This window comes from Glycomyces harbinensis, assembly GCF_900101745.1.
GTDB lineage: Bacteria > Actinomycetota > Actinomycetes > Mycobacteriales > Micromonosporaceae > Glycomyces > Glycomyces harbinensis.
This window is the reverse complement of sequence record NZ_FNAD01000008.1, coordinates 13,883-34,297: the sequence shown is the minus strand read 5'-3', so window position 1 is coordinate 34,297 and position 20,415 is coordinate 13,883. Positions and strand designations below refer to the sequence as shown.

20 protein-coding genes are annotated in these 20,415 nt (G+C 72.6%); 4 read left to right on the top strand and 16 right to left on the bottom strand.

What is annotated here, in order from left to right:
* Positions 1 to 82 precede the first annotated feature (82 nt).
* On the top strand, positions 83 to 904 hold the full coding sequence (locus BLQ63_RS14475; protein WP_091036132.1) for a helix-turn-helix domain-containing protein: 822 nt from the start codon (positions 83 to 85) through the stop codon (positions 902 to 904).
* A 6-nt stretch (positions 905 to 910) separates the two neighbouring features.
* Here BLQ63_RS14475 and BLQ63_RS14470 read toward each other — a convergent pair whose 3' ends face one another.
* Complete coding sequence (locus tag BLQ63_RS14470; RefSeq protein ID WP_091036129.1) at positions 911 to 1,717, bottom strand: nucleotidyltransferase domain-containing protein; 807 nt, start codon at positions 1,715 to 1,717, stop codon at positions 911 to 913.
* 122 nt (positions 1,718 to 1,839) lie between these two features.
* On the bottom strand, positions 1,840 to 2,766 hold the full coding sequence (locus BLQ63_RS14465; protein WP_091036876.1) for an SDR family oxidoreductase: 927 nt from the start codon (positions 2,764 to 2,766) through the stop codon (positions 1,840 to 1,842).
* A gap of 83 nt (positions 2,767 to 2,849) precedes the next feature.
* Here BLQ63_RS14465 and BLQ63_RS14460 point away from each other — a divergent pair, with 83 nt between their 5' ends.
* The gene (locus BLQ63_RS14460) at positions 2,850 to 3,527 is read left to right on the top strand and encodes a TetR family transcriptional regulator (RefSeq protein ID WP_091036872.1); all 678 of its coding nucleotides are present in this window, start codon (positions 2,850 to 2,852) and stop codon (positions 3,525 to 3,527) included.
* A gap of 172 nt (positions 3,528 to 3,699) precedes the next feature.
* On the opposite strand, the gene BLQ63_RS14455 is transcribed toward BLQ63_RS14460, so the two are convergent.
* Positions 3,700 to 5,199: an NAD(P)-binding domain-containing protein gene (locus BLQ63_RS14455; RefSeq protein WP_091036124.1), complete on the bottom strand. Its 1,500-nt coding sequence runs from the start codon at positions 5,197 to 5,199 to the stop codon at positions 3,700 to 3,702.
* Between the two features lie 106 nt (positions 5,200 to 5,305).
* Between BLQ63_RS14455 and BLQ63_RS14450 the strand changes: the two genes are divergently transcribed.
* Entirely contained in the window at positions 5,306 to 5,668 is a 363-nt protein-coding gene (locus BLQ63_RS14450; protein WP_091036120.1) for an ArsR/SmtB family transcription factor, read from the top strand.
* Positions 5,669 to 5,681: 13 nt separating this feature from the next.
* On the opposite strand, the gene BLQ63_RS14445 is transcribed toward BLQ63_RS14450, so the two are convergent.
* On the bottom strand, positions 5,682 to 6,458 hold the full coding sequence (locus tag BLQ63_RS14445; RefSeq protein ID WP_091036118.1) for a sulfite exporter TauE/SafE family protein: 777 nt from the start codon (positions 6,456 to 6,458) through the stop codon (positions 5,682 to 5,684).
* 228 nt (positions 6,459 to 6,686) lie between these two features.
* A complete protein-coding gene (locus BLQ63_RS14440) occupies positions 6,687 to 7,250 on the bottom strand; it encodes a hypothetical protein (RefSeq protein WP_091036115.1) in 564 nt (187 codons plus the stop codon).
* Positions 7,251 to 7,354: 104 nt separating this feature from the next.
* Here BLQ63_RS14440 and BLQ63_RS14435 point away from each other — a divergent pair, with 104 nt between their 5' ends.
* A complete protein-coding gene (locus BLQ63_RS14435) occupies positions 7,355 to 7,924 on the top strand; it encodes a TetR/AcrR family transcriptional regulator (protein WP_091036111.1) in 570 nt (189 codons plus the stop codon).
* Positions 7,925 to 7,962: 38 nt separating this feature from the next.
* Here the strand turns inward: BLQ63_RS14435 and mnhG are convergent, their stop codons facing one another.
* The 11 genes from mnhG to BLQ63_RS29285 form a co-directional block, all read right to left on the bottom strand.
* Positions 7,963 to 8,361: a monovalent cation/H(+) antiporter subunit G gene (gene mnhG / locus BLQ63_RS14430; protein ID WP_091036106.1), complete on the bottom strand. Its 399-nt coding sequence runs from the start codon at positions 8,359 to 8,361 to the stop codon at positions 7,963 to 7,965.
* Positions 8,358 to 8,618: an MrpF/PhaF family protein gene (locus BLQ63_RS14425; RefSeq protein WP_091036102.1), complete on the bottom strand. Its 261-nt coding sequence runs from the start codon at positions 8,616 to 8,618 to the stop codon at positions 8,358 to 8,360. The genes mnhG and BLQ63_RS14425 overlap by 4 nt, the downstream gene beginning before the upstream one ends.
* Positions 8,615 to 9,172: a Na+/H+ antiporter subunit E gene (locus BLQ63_RS14420; protein ID WP_091036097.1), complete on the bottom strand. Its 558-nt coding sequence runs from the start codon at positions 9,170 to 9,172 to the stop codon at positions 8,615 to 8,617. Before BLQ63_RS14420 ends, BLQ63_RS14425 begins: the two co-directional genes overlap by 4 nt.
* Positions 9,169 to 10,695, bottom strand: a complete 1,527-nt coding sequence (locus tag BLQ63_RS14415; RefSeq protein ID WP_091036094.1) for a Na+/H+ antiporter subunit D — start codon at positions 10,693 to 10,695, stop codon at positions 9,169 to 9,171. Before BLQ63_RS14415 ends, BLQ63_RS14420 begins: the two co-directional genes overlap by 4 nt.
* On the bottom strand, positions 10,692 to 11,135 hold the full coding sequence (locus BLQ63_RS14410) for a Na(+)/H(+) antiporter subunit C (RefSeq protein WP_091036089.1): 444 nt from the start codon (positions 11,133 to 11,135) through the stop codon (positions 10,692 to 10,694). Before BLQ63_RS14410 ends, BLQ63_RS14415 begins: the two co-directional genes overlap by 4 nt.
* Positions 11,132 to 13,969 carry a Na+/H+ antiporter subunit A gene (locus BLQ63_RS14405; RefSeq protein WP_091036085.1) on the bottom strand — a complete coding sequence of 946 codons (2,838 nt, stop codon included), beginning with the start codon at positions 13,967 to 13,969 and terminating at the stop codon, positions 11,132 to 11,134. The genes BLQ63_RS14410 and BLQ63_RS14405 overlap by 4 nt, the downstream gene beginning before the upstream one ends.
* Before the next feature lie 206 nt (positions 13,970 to 14,175).
* Positions 14,176 to 15,279 carry a hypothetical protein gene (locus tag BLQ63_RS14400; protein WP_143014902.1) on the bottom strand — a complete coding sequence of 368 codons (1,104 nt, stop codon included), beginning with the start codon at positions 15,277 to 15,279 and terminating at the stop codon, positions 14,176 to 14,178.
* Between the two features lie 140 nt (positions 15,280 to 15,419).
* Complete coding sequence (locus tag BLQ63_RS14395) at positions 15,420 to 16,925, bottom strand: molybdopterin-dependent oxidoreductase (protein WP_091036076.1); 1,506 nt, start codon at positions 16,923 to 16,925, stop codon at positions 15,420 to 15,422.
* 162 nt (positions 16,926 to 17,087) lie between these two features.
* Positions 17,088 to 18,227: a trans-sulfuration enzyme family protein gene (locus tag BLQ63_RS14390; protein ID WP_091036073.1), complete on the bottom strand. Its 1,140-nt coding sequence runs from the start codon at positions 18,225 to 18,227 to the stop codon at positions 17,088 to 17,090.
* Positions 18,224 to 19,006, bottom strand: coding sequence for an MTAP family purine nucleoside phosphorylase (locus tag BLQ63_RS14385; RefSeq protein WP_091036070.1), 783 nt, complete (start codon positions 19,004 to 19,006; stop codon positions 18,224 to 18,226). The genes BLQ63_RS14390 and BLQ63_RS14385 overlap by 4 nt, the downstream gene beginning before the upstream one ends.
* A complete protein-coding gene (locus tag BLQ63_RS29285; RefSeq protein WP_091036067.1) occupies positions 19,003 to 20,310 on the bottom strand; it encodes a glycosyltransferase family 2 protein in 1,308 nt (435 codons plus the stop codon). The genes BLQ63_RS14385 and BLQ63_RS29285 overlap by 4 nt, the downstream gene beginning before the upstream one ends.
* Between the last annotated feature and the right edge of the window lie 105 nt (positions 20,311 to 20,415).

The window sequence follows — 20,415 nt, the reverse complement described above, 5'->3', positions numbered from 1 at the left end:
GGCCGAGGCCGGCACCGGCCGCTGCGGCATCACCGTATAAGTTCCGATCGGAGAAGTCTTCACCGATTGGAACGAGTCTTTCTTGGATCCTCAGATCGAGATCGCCCCGCCGGGGCTGGTGGGATGGGCCGGGCGCCCGATCCTCATGGACACCGCCCACCAGCACGACGACCTGGAGATCAACTTCATCGCCGAGGGCGGCACGATGCTCTACCTCTTCGGCGGCGAGCCCGTCGAGATCGGCCCGGGATCGGTGGCGGCGTTCTGGGCGGCCGTGCCCCACCAGCTCGTCGCGAACTCCGTGACGCGGGCGCACTGGGTGCACGTGCCGTTCGCGACGTTCCTGGGCTGGGGCCTGCCGACCGCGCTGGTCGGCCGCCTGCTCTCGGGGATGCCGCTCATCGCCCCGCCTTCGGCCGCAATGGACTCGGACCCCGCGAACTTCACCCAGTGGGCCGCCGACCTGTCCAGCGCGCAGCCGGAGCGCCGCCGCATCCTGCTGCTCGAGGTCGAGGCGCGGGTCCGGCGCCTCGCGCTGGACGCGCCGCAGGGCCCGGTCCGCCGGTACTCCGGCGGCGATCCCGCGCTGCGCCACGTCGTCACGATGGTCCGGCACATCGCCGAGCACTTCCGCGAGCCGCTGACGGTCGCCGACGTCGCCGCCGCCGCGCGCCTGCACCCGGGTTACGCCATGGCGCACTTCGGGAAGATCGTGCGCACCACGATCATCGACTACCTCACCCGCTGCCGCCTGGCGGAGGGGCGGCGCCTGCTCGTCACCACCGACCTCCCGATCGCGGCCGTGGCGTCCGATTCGGGCTTCAGCTCGGTCAGCCGGTTCTACGCCGCCTTCAAGACCGAATGCGGGGTCCCGCCCGCCGCCTACCGCCGACTGCACCGCTGACGCCGCTCACCGCGCGCCGTCGTCCTCCCGGCCGACCGCGTTCTCCAGGAACGCGACGGCCAGCGCCTGCGCGTCCCGGTTCCGGTCGAAGGGGAGCCCGGACGCGGCGCTCCAGCGCAGGTACAGGTCGACGCACGCCAGCAGCGCCCTGCCGGCCTCGTCGCGGTCGTACCCGCACACCGTGGCCCGCATCGCTTCCGCCCGTTCGGGATCGAGCGCCTCGAAGCGGCGCACGCCTTGCAGGAGCCGTCCCTCGCGGTGGCCGGTGAGGGGGCCGAGGACGGTCTCGCGCAGGAACGCGAGGAACCCGACGACCTCGAACAGCTCGCCTCGCGCGAGCTTGGTCGCCGCGTAGTGGACCCACACCCAGAACCGGTCCTCGATCCACTGGAGGTCCAACTGCGGCGGGCGGGGCGGCCTTCCGGCGAGGACCGCGCTCAGCCGCCCGTCGCGCTCCCAGAGCACGCGGAGCCCGTCGACCCGGTCGCCGACGTCGCTCACCCTCACGAACTTGAAGTCGACGTGCAGCAGCGGCGGGCCCACGACGGCGATGATGAGCCGGGGTTCGCCCACGTGCTCCCCGGTGAAGGCGGCGACGAGCGGCGTCCACGACCGCACCAGGTCGATCCGCTCGGGCAGCACCGAGTCGAACCGGTCGTCCTCGACCGCGAGCACGAGGTCGACGTCCGAGTGCTCGTCCGGCCGGCCGTTCGCGATCGAACCGGCCGCCGCCACCGCGACGATGCGCTCGTCGCGCTCGATGCGGGGCAGCACCTCTTCGAGGAACCGGCCGTGCAGTGCTGGGAGCGCCATGCTTTTTCCTTCCGATCGAAGCAAAGCAGGACAGCGTAACACCGCATCGGCCGGGCCCGTTCGACGAAGGATCTCGGGACAACGGCCCAGGTGTACGACCGCGTCCGCTGATCGAAGCGGGTCTACCCGCCCTGCAAGGCCGGAGCGCTGGTGTCGGTGAGGCGCTCGGCCTCGGCCCACAGGCGCTCGGCCGTCTCCTTCGACTTGGCCTGGCGCGGGACCGGCGAGGTCGCGGCGGGGCCGACGAGCAGCCACCTCGGCCCGTAGAAGGCGCCCTGCTCGGCTTCGGGCGAGGCCGCGGCGAACAGCAGCGGCTCGGTCCCGGTCTCCACGCCCTGCGAAGGCAGGATCGTCCGCGTGATCGGCGGCAGCGGGTCGCCGGGGTCCCGGGCGAGGTTCTTCGCCGCGGTCTGGAGGTTGGTGCGCGTATAGCCCGGGTGGGCCATGACGCTCAGCAGCGGCCACCCGCGCTCCTCGGCCATGGCGGCGAGCCTGCGGCCGTGGAGGAGGTTGGCGAGCTTGGACCGGGCGTAGGCGCCGTACTTCGAGTACCGCTTCGACATGCCCGTCAGGTCGTCGAAGTCGATGCGCCCGGCGTTGGCCGCGCCGCTGGACATGTTCACCACGCGGGCGCCGGGCGTCTCGAGCAGGAGCGGCAGCAGCAGGTTCGTCAGCGCGAACGGCCCGAAGAAGTTCGTGCCGATCTGCAGCTCGAAACCGTCGGCCGTCGCGTAGCGCTCGGGCGGGAACATCAGGCCCGCGTTGTTGACCAGGGCATGGAGCGGCCGCCCGTCCGCCGTGATGCCGTCGGCGAACTCGCGGACCGAGGCCAGGTCGGCCAGGTCGAGCCGCCGGACCTCCAGCCGCGCCTGCGGCGACTCCCGTCCGATCGCGGCGGCCGCCTCCTCGCCCTTGGCGACGGATCGCACGGCGAGGACGACCTCGGCACCGGACGCGGCGAGGCGGCGCGCGGCCTCCCGGCCGGTCCCCGAGTTGGCGCCGGTGACGATGAACCGGCGTCCTTGCTGGTCGGGCACGTCGTATGGCATGAGCACCACTTCCCCTGCATAATGAAACCTTTGGTCTGTTATTTGAAAATAACAGACCGACGGTCTCTTGAGTAGGGGGAATGATGGGCGACACGTTCGCACGTGCCCGCAGCGCCGAGCAGCGGGCGGCTCGCCGCGCCGCGATCCTGGCGACCGCCCGCCAGATGCTCGCGGGCGGGGGGCGCATCGCCGATCTCAGCCTGAACGAGCTGGCGCGCCAGGTCGGCCTGGCGAAGTCGAACGTGCTGCGCTACTTCGAGAGCCGTGAAGCGGTGCTGCTGGAGCTGCTGTCCGTCGAATGCGGGGCCTGGCTCGACGACTTCGAAGCGGCCCTCGCCGCCGCCGACGCCCCGGCCGGCGTCGAGCGCTTCGCCGACGCCTTCGCCCGCACGCTCGAGACCCGTCCGGTCCTGACCGAACTCATGGCCAACGCCGGGACCGTCCTCGAACGCAACGTGTCGACCGACGCCGTCGCCGAGTACAAGCGCCGTTCCTTCTCGCAGATCGCCAGGCTCGCCGCGATTCTCGACGGCGAGGTCGGGGTCCTGCCCGAACCGGGCCGGACCGCCTGCGTCGCCTCCATGCACATCATCGTCGGCGGGGCGTGGAGCGCCACCCGCCCCTATCCGGCCGTGGCCGCGGTCTACGAGCGGCATCCCGAACTCGCCTACGCCCGGGTCGACTTCCGCGTCGTGGTGCGCGAACTCGTCGCCGTCACCATCACGGGGATGCGCACCCGCCCCATTTCGCTCGAGCCCTGACCCCGTCGGCGCCGAACGCTTCCGGGATCAGAGGCGGAAGGCCTCGAGCATCGTCCGGGCCGCGTCCACTGCGGCGCCCGATGATCGCGAGGACGACCGGCCCTGCCTGCGACTGCACGCAGCGGGGCCGGGCCCGGACGCCTCCGCGTACCGGACCCGGCCTCGTTCACTGCTAGCCGCAGCAGCCGCCGGTCTGCTCGAGCTGCGGCAGTTCGGTCCGCTCGCCGGAGTATCCGTGCAGGACACCGGTGGCGAGTCCGCGCGAGCCGATCGCCACCGGCTCGGGCCGCGCGGTCCCGCAACCCGAATCGGCGCTCGTCCCGCAGCCGGAGTCGGCGCTCGCGGTCGAACCGCAGCAGCCGGAGCCTTCGGCGGCGTCGGCGATGCTGGTCGCCTCCAGCGACCGCGACGAGGAGCAGACGCCCGTCTCGGGCAGGTCGAGTTCGACCTTGTCGGCGGCCTCCCGGTCGCCCGCGAGCGCGGCGGCGATGGACCGGACCTGCTCGTATCCGGTGGCGAGCAGGAACGTCGGCGCTCGGCCGTAGGACTTCATGCCGACGAGGTAGAAGCCCTCGTCGGGTTGGGCGAGATCGGCTTCGCCGTGCGGGGGCACGGTGCCGCAGGAGTGGAAGTTCGGGTCGATGAGCGGCGCGAGCTTCGCCGGGGCCTCCACCGTGCTGTCGATCTCGAGGCGGACTTCGCGCAGCATCTCCAGGTCGGGCCGGAATCCGGTCGCGGCGGCGACGTGGTCGGTCTCGATGACCTGCTCGACACCGCCGATGTTCCCGACCACCGCCACCGCGCCGTCGCCCCGCTCCTCGAAGCGGTCGATCGTGAACCCGGTGACGAGTTCGATCGCACCCGTCTCGACCAGCTCCCGCAGGCGGGTGCCGATGGTGCCGCGCGCGGGCAGCGCGTCGGCCGAGCCGCCCCCGTACAGTCGCGCCGGGTCGTCGCCGCGGATCGCCCAGACCACCGTCGTCGACGGCTCGGCCTCCTTCAACGCCGCCAGGTTCAGCAGCGTGTTCGCCGCCGAGTGGCCCATGCCGACCACGAGAGTCCGCTTGCCCGCGAAGCGGTCGCGAGCCGATCCGAGGACGTCCGGGAGCGGGCCGGCCGCCCAAGCGGCCGCGTGGTCTTCACCGGGGGCGGCGAGGCCGTGGGCCCCTAGAGGGTTGCGCTGTCCCCAGGTCCCGGAGGCGTCGATGACCGCGTCCACGATGACGTCTTCCCACGCGCCCGCCGTGTTCTGCGTCCGCACCAGGTACGGGCGGCCCTCGCGGTCGACGGTGCGGGTCTTGTCCACGCCCAGGCGCGCGACCGCGGTGACGCGGGTGCCGTAGCGGAGGTGCGGGGCGATCCGGGGTGTCTTCGCGAGCGGCGCGAGGTAGGCGTCGATGAGTTCGTCACCGGTGGGGAGGCCGTCGGGGTCGGGTGCGACCCAGTCCTGGGCTTCGAGCAGTCGCCTTGCGGCGCTGTCGATGTCGAAGCGCCATGGGGAGAACAGGCGCACGTGGCCCCACTCGCGGATCGCCGCGGCCGGTCCGGCGCCGGTCTCGAGGACGATCGGGGTGAGGCCGCGCTCGACCAGGTGGGCGGCGGCGGCCAGGCCGACCGGGCCCGCGCCGATGACGGCCACGGTCCGCGCCGGGCGGCTGATGAGGTTCGACATGTCGGTCCTTCGTTGTCAGCGGGTCGCGCCGTTCGCGATCACATCAACTGAACTAAGTAATATCAGTATTTACTGTTGATAGCAAGTTCCGTGGTTTACTTGACCCATGAGCCGCACGATCGAACTCACCCTGACCGACGTGAGCGCCGCCGAGCACTCCGACGCATCGGTGATCGAGCACGCCAAGGGCCTCGCGCCGCAGTTCAAGGCCCTGGCCGACGAGAACCGGCTCGCGATCGTGCTGCTGCTGTCGGAGCACTCCCGCACGGTCCGCGAGCTGACCGAGGCCACCGGCCTCGCGCAGACCCTCGTCTCCCACCATCTCGCGCCGCTGCGCGAACTCGGCCTCGTCTCGGTGACCCCCAAGGGCCGCAGCAACGTCTACTCCCTGTGCTGCGACGCCTTCTCCGCACCGATGCGCGCCCTCGCCGGACTCTCGAACCCCGTCGAGCACAACGGCTGCTGCTAGGGCTCGCGGGCGCTCAGACCGCGACTTGGACGGCGTAGACGCCGGCCACGGCGACGGCGAGCGCGCCGAGGAGGCTTCGGAGGAGCCGCTCGGGAAGCCGGGGCTGGAGCGCGGCGCCGAGATAGCCGCCGATGAGTCCGCCGACGCCGCAGGCGATGCCGAGGGCCCAGTCGGGCGCCACGTCGCCGGGGGCCGTGAAGCTCAAGGCCGCGAAGGCGAGGCATCCGGCGATCGAGGTGGCGAAGGTCGACAGCAGGGCCGCCGGAGCGACGACCGCGACGGACAGCCCCGCGCCGACCAGGAGCGGGCTCAGCAGCGAGCCGCCGCCGATGCCGTAGACGCCGCCGACGCACCCGGCCGCGAACGCCAGCCCCAGGACCGCCTTGCGGCCCAGCCCCTTGCGAGTGGCCGTACGGGTGCGGCGCGGCAGCAGCAGCCAGACGCCGAGCGGCGCGAGGACGACGGCGGCGCACAGCCGGAACACGTCGGCGTCGGCGACGAGATGGACGCGCACGGACGCGCCGATCAGGACGCCGGGCAACGTGCCCAGGACGAGGAGGCCGGCCAGCGGTGAGCGGAGCGCGCCGCCGCGGGCGTACCGGGCGAGGGCGCCGGGACCGGCGACCACGTTGTACAGCAGGTTGGTCGGGGTGACCGCGGGGTTGGGCACGTGCAGGACGCTGAGTTGGACCGGCAGGAGGAACACCGCCCCCGAGACGCCGGCCGGGGTGGTGACGACCGAGATCGCCAGTCCGGCCGCGAATCCGAGCAGCAGGTTCCCGTCGGGCATGGTCAGTGCCCTCTCGCGCGCGGATGGCCGCGGTCTGCGGGGGAGGGGGCCATGGGCTTCCTTGCTGCGGGGCGACGGGTCGCCGTCAACTCTACTGAATCGCTAGGATTCGGGTCCGCGGCCGCTCCGGTCCCGGCCCGGAAGGCCCGAGCGACGAGGGCGGCGGCCGCTCGACGCCGCAAAGCCCCGTCGACCTGCGAACGCAGATCAACGGAGCTTCTCCGGCTGCTATGCCGCAGTGCCGGCCTTCGCACTCCGGTGGAGCCGCACCGCGGAGACCAGGAAGAAGACGCCGCCGATGGTGGCGTACCCGGCCAGGTTGGTCAGGGACGCGCTCGAGGTGCCCGCCTGGAGGATGAAGGCCGTGCCGGCGAGCGTCGAGAGGCCGCCGCTGAGGATCTGGGGCCACTGGCCGCCGAGCCTGCGGCGTCCGATCGCCACGACGAGCTGCACGATCCCCGCGGTGATCGCCCAGGCGCCCCACACCCGGAGCACGGCCGGGAGGTCCGCGGAGGCGGCGACGGCCAGGCCAGCCGCGGCGAGCAGGCTCAGCGCCATGTTGGCGTACAGGCCCCCGGCGGGCCGGGCCTCCTTCGACGAGCGGAAGTCGACCACGGCCGCGGCGACGTCGAACAGGGGGTAGATCACCAGCAGGGCGACGGCGAGCGGGCCGAGCTCGGCGCCGGTCGCGGCGAGCAGGGCCGCCCAGACGACGGCGAAGCCGAACCGGACGTAGTACAGGTTCCGCAGCGCGGCGGCGAGGCCGGGTCGGGCGGCGACATCGGTGGTCATGGCGACTTCCTTCGATCGTGAGTAAGGTAGAATGACTAGTCACTCTACATGGAGGGTACCGCACCGTCAATCCCGTCGATCCCGGGTCTGGGGAAGGGGCACGTATGATCGCGACCGTGAAGACCTCGATGCGCGAACGCCTGGTGGCGGCGGCGACCCGGCTGTTCTACGCCCACGGGCTGCGCGCGGTGAGCGTCGACAAGGTCATCGAGGCCGCGGGCACGACGAAGGTGACGTTCTACCGCCACTTCAAGAGCAAGGACGACCTCGTGGTGGCCTACCTGGAGGGCCGCGCGCTCCTCGAGCGGGAGGGCATCGGCGCGGCGATCGCGCACGGCGGCGGGGACGCCGAGACCGTCCTGCGCCTGATGGCCGAGCAGATCGGGATGATCGCGTGCGAGCCCGGCTTCCGCGGCTGCCCGTTCATCAACGCCGCCGCCGAGTACCCCGACCCCGACAGCCAGGTCCGCAAGACCGTCGCCGCGCACCGGCGGTGGTACAAGGAGGCCTTCGCCTCACTGGCCGCCCCGCTCGGCCCCGAGCGCTCGGCCGAGATCGCGGACGACCTGATGCTGCTGCGCGACGGCGTCATGGTCGCCGGCTACCTCGACGAGCCGGACCGGATCGCGGCCTCGTTCCTGCGCAGCGGCAAGGCCGTCATCGCGGGCGCCTGACCCGCCCGCCGCTCAACCGGTCGACCCGGCGGGACCGCCTACGCCGGCGGATCGACCGAGGCCCGGCCGTTGCGCTCGGCCGGCCGCTCGCTGAACCGGTCCATCTGCGGCGCGAGCTCGTCAGTGATGAGGAGGTCGGTCCGGGTCTGGCCGTCGCGGTAGGCCGCGCGGCCGACCATGTGCGCCGCGACCGGAGCGGTCGCGAGCTGGAAGAACGCGATGAGCACCATGGTGGTCACGTCGACGACCGTCGCGATGCGGATCGCGCAGCCCGTGAGCACCAGCAGCAGGCCGAGCACCTGCGGCTTCGCGGCGGCGTGCATGCGGCTCAGCAGGTCCGGGAACCGCAGCAGCGCCACGCCCGCGGCCAGACTGAGCAGCGCCCCGGTGACCATGCAGACGGCGGCGATCGCGTCGAGGACCCCTTGGAGCGTCACGGCTTCTCCCTGGTGACGAAGCGGGCCACGCCGACCGAGCCGGTGATGCCCAGGAGCGAGACCACCACGACGACCGGCAGCGCGGTCGGGTCGCGGGTGAACGCCGCCTCGGCGATGATCGCGGTGGCGGTGATCGCCAGGAGCACGTCCGTGGCGACGATCCGGTCCAGTGTGGTCGGTCCGCGGATGATCCTGACCAGGGCCATCGCGCACGCGGCGATGAGCAGGGCGGCGACGGCGACTGCGGCGACGGTCATGTCGCGGGCTCCTCTCGGGGGGCGTTCACTCGGCGCAGCTCCTCGTCCGAGCCGATCGCCCGGATCAGCCGCGCCTCGACGTGCAGGACCTCGGCGCGGAGCCGCTCGAGATGCTCGGCGTCCCTGACCCCGAGCATGTGGATGTACAGCGTCCCGGTCTGCTGGTCGGCCTCGGCGATGAGGCTGCCGGGCACGAGCGAGACCGCCTCGGCGACCAGCGTCATGTTCAGGTCGGACTTGACCCGCAGCTCCACGGCGACGATCGCGCTCTTGGGCTCGCCGGGGCGAAACGCCAGGAACGCCACCTGGAAGCTCGCCACCACGAGGTCGTAGAAGAACCGCGCGAAGAACCCGATCACGTGCAGCGGCCGCAATCGGCCGCCGAACTTGACCGGCGGCAGCGGGAACACCAGCAGGATCGCGACCGCGATGACGGCGCCGGAGATCGTGTTCATCCAGGTGAACTCGCCCCACAGGAGGTTCCACACCAGGACGAGGCCGATGACGGCGGTGATCCGGCTGCGGATCCGCTCGCGCTTGGTCAGAGGGCTCATGGCGCACCGTCCGGGAAGACCGCTTCGATGTAGGGCGTGCGGGAGAGCAGGTCGGCGGCCGCGTCCGAGGTGATGCCGAACAGCGGCCCGGCCACGACGGTCAGCGCGACGCTGAACGCCACCAGCGCGAACGTGGGGGCGATCATGAGCCGCGGCAGCAGCACCGTCGACCCGTCGGCCTCGTCCTCGGCCGTCGGCATCTGGGGGTGCGGCCTGCGCCAGAACGCGAGGTTCCAGACCCGCCCGATCGCGTACAGCGTCAGCAGGCTCGTGACGACGCCGCCGGCGACGACGGCCCAGACCAGCGGCCCGGACTCGTCCACCCCCGCCTGGAGCAGCCCGAGCTTCCCGAGGAACCCGGAGAACGGCGGGATGCCCGCGAGGTTGAGCGCCGGGATGAAGAACAGGATCGACAGCACCGGCGCGATCTTCCCCAGTCCGCCGAGCCGGTCGAGCGCGGTCGTGCCGCCACGGCGCTCGATGAGGCCCGCGGCGAGGAACAGCGTCGTCTGGATCGTGATGTGGTGCGCGATGTAGAAGATCGCCCCCGACAGTCCGGCCTCGGTCGCGAGCGCCACCCCGAACAGCATGTACCCGATGTGGCTGATGAGCGTGAACGACAGGAGCCGCTTGATGTCCGACTGCGCGACCGCGCCGAGGATGCCGACGACCATCGTCAGCAGCGAGATCACCAGCAGCACGTCGGCTATGCGCCCGTCGGGGAACAGGAGCGTCTCGGTGCGGATGACCGCGTAGATGCCGACCTTCGTGAGCAGGCCCGCGAAGACGGCGGTGACGGGCGCGGGCGCGGTCGGGTAGCTGTCGGGCAGCCACGCGCCGAGCGGGAACACCGCGGCCTTGATCCCGAAGGCCAGCAGCAGCATCCCCTGCAGCAGCAGCCGCAGGTTGTCCGGCAGCTCGTCGAAGCGCCCCGCGAGCTGGGCCATGTTCAGCGTCCCGGTCGCGGCGTACACGAGGCCGAGGGCGCTGAGGAAGATCACCGAGGACAGGAGGCTCACCACGACGTACGTGGTCCCGGCCCGGATGCGGTTCTCGGTGCTGCCCAAGGTCAGCAGCACGTAGCTCGCCACCAGGAGCACTTCGAAGCCGACGTAGAGGTTGAACAGGTCGCCCGACAGGAACGCGTTGGTGACGCCGGCGGTCAGCGCCAGGTACGTCGGGTGGTAGATCGACAGCGGCGTCTCCTCGTCGCCGTCGGCCGCGCCCTGTCCGATCGAGTAGACCAGGACGCACAGCGTCACCGCGGTCGAGACCACGAGCATGAGCGCGGCGAGCTTGTCGGCGATGAGGACGATCCCCAGCGGCGGCGCCCAGCCGCCGACCGCGACGACCTGCGGGCCGTCGGTCACGGTGAGCACGAGCAGGACCGAGGAGACGGCGAGCGTGGCCGTGAGCGCGGTGAGGCTGATCGCGCGCTGGGCGACCGGGCGCCGGGCCAGCATCAGGGTCAGCGCGGCGCCGAGCAGCGGGATGACGACCGGGAGCGGGACGAGTGAGGTCATCGGACGGCCTCCCTCCCCGGCGCGCAGTCGTAGACCGGGTTCGGGAGGTCGTCGTCGTCCTCGTCGGCGTGCGGCACCTCGTCGCGGTCGGCGAGTTCGATGATGCGGGTGTCCTCGGCGTCGTCCTGCACCTCGTCGTGGCCCAGGAGCTGCCAGCTGCGGTAGGCCAGGGCCAGGAGGAACGCGGTGATGCCGAGCGTGATCACGATGGCGGTCAGGATCATCGCCTGCGGCAGCGGGTCGCTCATGCCCTCGACCGGCTCGTCGCCGACGATCGGCGGCGTCCCGAACGCGCCGCCCATGAGGATGAGCACGTTGACGCCGTTGCCGATGAGGACCACGCCGATGAGGATGCGGGTGAGCGTGCGCTCCAACAGCAGCGACACCCCGGCGCCGAACAGCACGCCGATCACGATCACGTAGACCAGGTTCGGGGTCATGCGGCCTCCTTCTCGAGCTGCGGCAGGGTCTCGGTGTCCTCACCGGACTCCTGGTGCCGGTCGATCTCGGCGCCGAGGCTGCGCAGGATGTCCAGGACCAGGCCGACCACGATCAGGTAGACGCCGATGTCGAAGAACGTGGAGGTGACGAAGTGGACGTGCCCGACCAGCGGCAGGTCGAAGTCGAGGATGGCGCTCTGGAGCACCTCGCCGCCCAGCAGCATCGACGCGGCGCCGGTGCCGACCGAGATGAGCAGGCCGGTGCCGAGGAGGCGCCCGGCGTCGACCGGTGCGGCGGCGTTGAGTTCGGCCCGCCCGCCCGCGAGGTAGCGGATGGCGAGCGCGAGCCCGGCGACGAGGCCCCCGGCGAAGCCGCCGCCGGGGTGGTTGTGGCCGGTGAACAGCAGGTAGATCGAGAACAGGACGATGGTGTGGAACAGCAGCCGCGTGACGACCTGGAGGATGATCGCCTGGTGGCTGCCGTCGGTCTCGGGCCGGTAGAGCCACTTGACGTGCTCGCCGGTCCGCGGTGGTGCGGGGCGTGAGCCGCCGCGGCGGTGCATGAGCCGGTCGCGTCCGAAGATGAGGCTCGCGACGCCGGTGGCGGCGACGAGGAGGACCGCGATCTCGCCCATGGTGTCCCAGGCGCGGATGTCGACGAGGATGACGTTGACGATGTTGTGGCCGCCGCCGTAGGAGACCGCCAGGTCGGGGAAGAGCTCGGAGATCGGCGCGGCCTGCCTGCCGCTGACGGCCACGTACGCCATCCCCGAGGCGACGACGCCGACCGCGATGCCGACGGCGACGCGGAAGCGGCGGACCTTCTTCAACGGGCGTTCGGAGAAGCGCGCGGGCAGCCGGCGCAGCACGAGCACGAACATGACGATGGTGACCGTCTCGACCAGGAACTGGGTGAGCGCCAGGTCGGGCGCGCCGTGGAAGATGAACAGCGTCGCCACGCCGTAGCCGGAGACGCCGGTGAGGACCATCGCGGTCAGGCGCCGCTTGGCGACGGCGGCCGAGATGGCCGCGATGACGATGATGCCGCCCGCGGCGACCTGGAGCGGGGTGTCGAACAGCTCGATGCCCACGGGCCACGGCCCGTCGAAGACCAGCAGCCCGCCCGCGAACACGACGAGCGTCACCAGGATGACGCCGAGGTAGAACGGCAGCGAGCCGCGCTGGGTGCGGCCGGTGAGTTCGACCGCGACGCGGTCGACCCCGCCGATGGCCTGCTTGTACACCGTCCCGGACTTGAACGGCAGCTTCAGCGACCGCCACGCGCTCGTGCGGTGGAGCGCCAGGAAGAGCCCGAATCCGGTGGCGAGCGCGAGGGCCGAGAAGCCGAGCGCGGGGGTGAGGCCGTGCCACAGGGCCAGGTGGTAGGCGTGCCCGGCCTCCGGGAAGCCGTCGGCGTACGGCGCCAGAAGTTCGTCGACCCCGGGTGCGAAGAGCCCGGCGCCGAGGCCGGCGAGCGCCAGCAGCACGGGCGCGGCGATGAACCCGGGTCCGATCGGCGCGGCGTCGGTCTCCTGCGCGTCGGCCTTGCGGGCGAACGCGCCCCACAGGAACCGCAGTCCATAGGCGACGGTGAGCGCGGCGCCGGCGATGAGGCAGGCGAGCATGGCCCGGCCCCACGGCCCGCCGTCCCAGAACGCGGCGAGCATCGCCTCCTTCGCGACGAACCCGAGCGTCGGCGGGAAGCCGATCATCGAGGCCACCGCGACGGCGGCGACGGCCGCGAGCAGGGGCCTGCGGGCGCCGAGGCCGCTGAGCGTGTAGATCTCGCGGGTGCCGGTCGTCTTGTCCACGATGCCGACGACCAGGAACAGCGCGGCCTTGAACATGGCGTGCCCGGCCAGGAGCGCGGCCCCGGCGAGCGCGGCGGTCCGCGTGCCGGTGCCCAGGACGATGCTGATCATGCCGAGCTGGGAGACCGTGCCGTAGGCCAGCATGAGCTTCAGGTCGGTCTGGCGCAGCGCCGTCCATCCTCCGAACAGGAAGGTGACGGCGCCGCAGGTCCAGATCACCTGCTGCCACGGCGCTTCGGAGGCCAGTGCGGGGGTGAGCATCCCGATGAGGAACACGCCGGCCTTGACCATGGCGGCGGCGTGGAGGTAGGCGCTGACGGGCGTCGGCGCGGCCATGGCGCTGGGCAGCCAGAAGCTGAACGGGAAGACCGCCGACTTCGACAGGGCGCCGAGGAGGACCAGGACCAGCGCGATCACGAGGTACGCGCCGCCGGGCAGGTGGCCGACGACCTCCGAGAGCCGGTAGGTGCCCGCGTGCTGGCCGAGCATGATGAAGCCCGTGAGCATCGCCAGGCCGCCGAGCGTGGTGACCAGCAGCGCCTGCATCGCGGCCCAGCGGCTCGCGCTCCTCGCCGGGTCGTGTCCGATGAGGAGGTAGGAGAAGACCGAGGTCAGCTCCCAGAAGACGTAGAGCAGGAGCAGGTCGTCGGCGACGACCAGCCCGAACATGGCGCCGGCGAACGCGGTGAAGACCGCGGCGAAGCGCCCGAGTCCGGCCTCGCCGGACGAGAAGTAGTGGGCACTGTAGGCGAGCACGAGCGCGCCGACGCCGCTGACGAGGAGCACCATGACCCACGGGAAGGTGCTCATCCGCAGCGAGATCTCGAGTCCGAGTTCGGGCACCCACGGGTGGGTCTCGGCGACCGCGCCGCCCGACCGCATTGCGCCCGTTCGGGTCAGGGCCCACACGAACGTCGCCGCGGGAACGGCGGCGACGGCGTACATGGCCTTGGGGCCCCACCACCGGACGAGGGCGGGCGCACCGATCGCCGCGATGGCATAGCAGGCAAGCAGAACTAGCAAACGACCCCCCGGGAACACGACCGCGCCGACTTGGCACCGACCCTATCCGCTATGACGGAGCCGTCGCCAAACTCGACGATCAAGAACACGTCGTGTCCGCCGGGACCGGTCCGAAATGCCCGGGGGCCGCCGGAATGTGCGGCCTGAAGGCGGAACCGGAACGGGGCGGGACCGATGGTCCCGCCCCGTCCGCACCCGGAATGTGGCTATTGGCAGGTCCAGACGACCGCGTTGAAGTTCGCCAGGCCCGCGTCGTCGTCGCCGACGTAGATGTCGCCGGCGATCAGGGTGCCGTCGGCGCTGATCTCCTGCGCGGTCTCGCCCATGGTCCGCTCGGCCGGGGGAATGACGCCCGGCAGTTCGACGACCGTGTCGCCGGCCTGGTAGGCCGCGTTGTCGGGCGTGCCCGCCACGAACCCGGCGACGGTCCCGTCGGCGCTGACCGCCACCTGCTGGTCGAGTTGGGTCCGCTCAGCGGTGCCCTCGGCGAGGTTCCAGCGGACGCCCAGGGGCTGCGACCCCGCGCCCGGCACGAAGAACTGGCCGGAGGCCCAGTCGCCGTTGATGTCCACGGCGATGGAGAACGCCTCGGCCGGGTCGGCCCCTTCCGGAACCGGCAGCGCCTCGCCGGTGCGGTCCGCGTCCCACCGGTAGGCCGTGGCGGTGCCGTTCTCGTTGTAGACGGCCCCGATGATCGTGCCGTCGTCGCCGATGTCGTGGGCGTAGCCCGAAGTCGCGCCGGCGGGCAGCGGCAGCCTGACGCGAGTGGAGCCGTCGGCGGGCCACAGGAGCGGGACGCCGCCGTCGGCGGTCTGGACGCTGCCGACGATGTCGCCGTGCTCGTTGATCCCCTCGGCCCGTCCGCCTGTCGAGGCGATCGGGAGCTTTTCGAGGACGCCGTCGCTCCAGACGTAGGGGACGTCGCGTCCCTGGGCATTCGTCGAGTACCCGGTGCCGTTCCCGAGGGAGTTCACGTCTCGGATCCGCGGGTGGTTGCCGGGCATGGGCACGTCGGTGACCTCGCCGTCGGCGTACAGGCGCGGGTACGCCCCGAGCCCGTCGGGCCAGCTCTGGTCGAGCGGCAGGGCGAAGTAGGCGATGACCGAGCCGTCGTCGCTCATGGCGCTGACGCGGCTGGAGGCGAGCCCTTCGGGAATCGGCAGGGCCTCCCTGACGCACGTCTGCGCGGCCTGGGGCTGCTCCTCGGCCGACGCGTACTGGACCGTGAACACCGTGGCGCCGGCCGCCGCGGCGGCCGCGATCCCGGCGGTGATCGCCTTGCGTGCGGTGCGTCTCGCCTTGGTCTGCATGTTGTCGTCCACCCGTCCTGTAGGAATCTGGTCGGCTGCCGGGCGGGCTTGCGCTCCGCGAGTCCGGCAACTCGTACAGGGTGCGGCGGCCGAAGCCCGATTTCAAGGCGGCATACCGGCGGGAAACCGGCAGTTCTGCACTATTCGACGCTGACGGTCACACTGTGGAGCCCGGTGGCGCCGTCGGGGATGACGCCCTGCTCCTCGCTGGTCTGCACTTCCCCCTCGCCGTCGGTGGCCCGCACCGTGAGGGTGTGCTCGCCGGGCTCGGCGTCCCATTCGAGGCGCCACTGCCGCCACGTGTCGCCGGTGGCCACGTCGGACAGCTCGCACGGGCGCCAGTCGCCGTCGTCCACCCGCAGCTCCACGGCGCTGATGCCCCGGTGCTGGGCCCAGGCGACCCCGGCGACGGCCACGGTTCCCCCGCTCGCGCGCGAGCGGGGCGTGTCGATGCGCGAGGCGGTCTTGATCGGCCGGGGCTCGGACCAGCCGCGGGTGATCCAGTAGGCGTCGTACGCGTCGAACGTGGTCAGCTCGAGTTCGGTGAGCCACTTGGTGGCCGAGACGTACCCGTAGAGGCCGGGGATGACCAGGCGGGCGGGCCAGCCGTGGTCGACCGGCAGCGGTTCGCCGTTCATGCCCACGGCGATTATGGCGTCGCGGCCGTCGAAGACCAGTTCGCTGGGCGATCCGGCGGTCCAGCCGTCGTCCGAGCGCGAGACGAGCTGGTCGGCGGCCGGGTCGGGCCCGGCCTCGGCGAGGAGCTCGGCGAGGGACACGCCGAGCCAGCGGGCGTTGCCGACCAGGTCGCCGCCGACGGGGTTGGAGACGCACGCGAGGGTGATGTCGCGTTCGATCAGTTCGCGGCCGAGCAGGTCGTCGAAGGTGTAGGTCCGCTCCCGGTCGACCATGCCGTGGACCCTCAGGCGCCAGGAGTCGACGTCGATGCGGGGCACGGTGATCGCGGTGTCGATCCGGTAGAAGTCGCCGTTGGGGACCCGGTACGGCGACAGGCCCTCGACCTCGAAGTCGGCGACCGGGCCCGGCTCGGTCGCGGGCACGTCGGCCTCGGGCAGCGCGACGGCGTCGCGGTCGGCCTCGATCGCGGCGGGCCCGACGCGCGAGGCCCACCACGAGCCGACGAGCGCCGCGACGCCGACGCCCCCGGCGACGAGCAGGAACCGGCGCCGCGTCCCGGACTCGGCGTCGCGGCCCGCGCGGGCCCACCACTCCAGTCCGGCGAAGGCGAGCGCGCCGGCCAGCAGCGACGGCACCACCGCGGCGGCGCCCAGTCCCGGACGCGTGGCCGCGGCGGCCGCGCCGACCGCCGCCAGCGCGACGACGGCGGCCCGCGCCGGCCACGGGCGAGTCCGCCGCAGTGCGCCGATCGCGGCGCCGGCCGCCGCGACGCCGAGCCCGAGGCCGGTGATCAGCAGCGGCTTGTCGGCGGTGCCGACCAGGTCGATGAACCAGTGCGACACCTCCAGGGGGACGACGGCGATGACGGCGTCGCTCAGCGCCGACAGCGGCGCGGAGCGGGGCTCGGTCAGTGCGGCGGCGAGGTGGCCGACCGCCAGGCCGGCGAGGGTCGCGATGAGCCCGGCGGCGGCCCAGGCGCGCGGCGAGGCGGGGAGCGTGGTGTTCACTCCTCCATGATCGCCCCTTCGGGGCGCCGTGTCCGGCGGCGCTGCTTACGATCCGCTAAACAACGCCGAGGCGGGAGCGGACGGCGCGGCGCGGCATCGGACGGCACGAAGCCCTGCCGCGGCTTTCACCTTGGGCGCCTTGGCGAACGCGGCCTGCCGGCGTCAGGCCCCGAGCGCCTGGGCGAAGTCGGCGACCAGGTCCTCGGCCGCCTCGATGCCCGCCGAGAAGCGGATGAGGTCGTCCTCCAGGCCCGCGGGACCGAACGCCGCGGCTCCGGTGTGGCCGCCCGCCGCCAGGCGCGTCACCAGCGACTCGACGCCGCCCAGGCTCGACGCCGCATAGGGCACGCGCAGCGCCCTGATGAGCGCCTCGGCCGCCGCCGTCCCGCCGACGGGCTGGAACGAGAGCACCGACCCGAACCCGTCGAACAGCTCGGCCGCCCGCCGGTGGTCCGGATGGGCGGCCAGGCCCGGGTACCGCACGTGCGCGATCTTCTCGTGCGCGGCGAGGAACTCGGCCACCGCGAGCGCGTTCGCGTTCTGCTGCCTGACGCGCAGGGCGAGGGTCTTGAGGCCGCGCGAGAGCAGGAACGCCGCGTGCGGGTCGAGGCTGCACCCGAAGGCGCTCAGCACCGATGCGACGCGCTCGATCCGCTCGCTCGACCCGGTCACCACGCCGGCGGCGATGTCCGAGTGCCCGTTGAGGGCCTTGGTCGCCGAGTGGCACACCAGGTCGAAGCCGACCGCGTGCGGCCTGAAGACGACCGGGGTCGCGAACGTGTTGTCGATGATGGAGGTCAGGCCGTGCTCGCGGGCGAAGCGGGCGGCGCCGACCAGGTCGCCGACCTGGATGAGCGGGTTGGTGATCGACTCGGTCAGGAACGCCTTGGTGCCGGGGCGCAGCGCCTTGCGCCACGACTCCTCGTCCTCGGGGTCGACCAGGTCGAAGGCCCAGCCGAGGCGTTCGGCGTGCTCGGCGAGGAACTGGTGCGTCCCGCCGTAGAAGGCCCCCGCGGCGATGAGGTGGCCGCCCGCGCCGAGGACGCTGTGGAGCGCGGTCGTGATGGCGGCCATGCCCGAGGAGGTGGCGACGGCGGCCTCCGCGCCTTCGAGGGCCGCGAGCCTGCGGTGGAGGTGGCGCTGGGTCGGGTTGGTGCCGAGCCTGATGTACGGGGCGGCCGAATCGTCGGGGCCGGCCTCGAAGACCGTGCCCTGGTAGATGGGGAACACCACCGAGCCGCCCGCGGCGGGCCGCGGCTCGCCGCCGTGCACGGCCAGGGTCTCGAAGCGCTCGGCGCTCATGCGGCCAGCCCCGGGATCGCCGCGTCGAGCAGCCTTCGGATCTTGTGGAGGTTCGCCGCGAAGACCGCGAAGACCGCCTCCTGGTTCACCGGTTCGACGTCCGGGTCCTCGTCGAGCCCGGCGTCGTAGTCGGTGACGAGTGCGATCCCCGCGAACGGGATCCCCGCTTCCATGGCCAGGGGCGCCTCGGGGGACTGGGTCATGTTCACCACGTGCCAGCCGGCGTCGCGGTGCCAGCGCGACTCGGCCCGGCTGGAGAAGCGGGGGCCGTTGACGACCACGACGGTGCCGCCGTCGTGCGCGGTGACGCCCGCTTCCGATGCCGCGTCGAGCAGGACGCGGCGCAGGCGCCGGTCGTACGGCTCGTTGAAGGCCACGTGCACCGGCACGTCCTCGAACTCGTCGTGGAACGTGGACGCCCGCCCCCACGTGCGGTCGACGATCTGGTCGCACACGACGAAGTCGCCCGGGCGGATCTCGGGGCGCAGCGAACCGGCCGCGAACGGCGAGACCAGGGCCCGCACGCCCAACTGCCGCATCGCGTCCACGTTGGCCCGGTAGTTCACCCGGTGCGGCGGGAGGCGGTGGCCGGTGCCGTGCCGAGGCAGGAACGCGACCCGCACCGGGTCCTCGGACCCGAACGCGGCGATGGTGACCGGCGCCGAGGGCGGTCCCCACGCGGTCGCGACCTCGACGCTCTCGGCGTCCTCGGTGAGGGTGTAGAAGCCGGTGCCGCCGAAGACGCCGATGTCGGCCCGGGGCTGCGGTCGGTCGTTCACTCGTCGCTCCTCATCGCTGCGTTCCGGGCCCGCGCCAGCTGGGCCCGCATGTCCTTGACGGCGCGCAGGGTGCCGCCGAGGGTGCCGGTCACCTTGCTCCTGCCGACCCTGGCCCGGTAGGGGACTTGCAGTTCGGTGATGCGCCAGCCGTCGAGCCCGGCCCGCAGGACCATCTCGAGGGGCCATCCCGAGCGCCGGTCGGCGATGCCGAGGCCGAGCAGGGACTCGCGGCGGGCCGCCCGCATCGGCCCGATGTCGGTGACGTGCGCGCCGCAGTGGCGGCGCACCTGCCGGGCGAGGTAGCGGTTGGCGATGCGGTTGTGCGGGGCCAGCGCCCCGGCCTCGGCGTCCCTCGCGCCGAGCGCGAGGTCGGCCTCGCCGGCGATCACGGGCTCGCAGACGCCGGGCAGGTCGGCGGGGTCGAGCGAGGCGTCGCAGTCCATGAAGGCCACGACCGGTGCGGTCGCGGCGGCGAGCCCGGCGAAGCAGGCCGCGCCGAAGCCGCGGCGCGGCTCGCGGACCACCTCGGCGCCGAGGCCCGCGGCCAGTTCGGCCGAGCCGTCGTCGGAGCCGTTGTCGACCACGATCGGCCGGTATCCGGGAGGCATCCGCTCCAGCACCCACCCGATCGCGTCGCGCTCGTTGAGCACGGGGAGGACGACGTCGACCGCCGCCGCACCGTCGAGCACGGCGCGCACCGCCGCGGCGGTGCGGGTGCGCGGGGCCAGGCGTGCGAGGGCTCGGGCGTCCTCGGCGTCGTCGAGGTCGCGCAGCACCGGCAGGTCCGCCACGGCGAGGCCGAGGGCCTGCAACTGCTTGTGCTGCATCAGTCCCGTGTCGCTCTCGCTCATCGGGACGTCCCGGAACGCCTCGGGGTGCGGCCGGACCATGCCCAGCGCCCACCACCCGCCGTCCTCGGCCAGGCCCAGCGCCGCGTCGCAGCCGCTTCCGGTCACGACCTCCAGTGCGGCGTCGAGCAGCCCGGGCGTCACCTGCGGGGTGTCCATGCCTATCTGGAGGCCGGGTCCGCCCGCGTGGCCCCAGGCCGCGGCCAGCCGCTCGTTGAACGTGCCGTCCACCTGCTTCACGACCTCGAAGCCCTCGGGCAGCCACGGGCCGGGCTCGCCGTCGAGCGCGACGATGCGCCGGTCGGCGCCGCACGCGGCCACCGCTTCGAGGGTGTCGGCGAGCGCCGCCTCGGCGACGGCGGCGGCCTCGGCGGGCGTCAGCGGGGGCGTGAGCCTGGTCTTCGACCGGCCCGGGAACGGGGCTTTCGCCAGGATGAGGAGATGTGTCCTCTGCATGGGGCCGATGCTACTGAGCGGAGGGCCTTCCGAGGCCCGGAAGTTTCTTACGGTATGCGAAAGTCTCGGCCCGTCGGTTGGCGGCGGCGGCCGCGATCGGTCAAG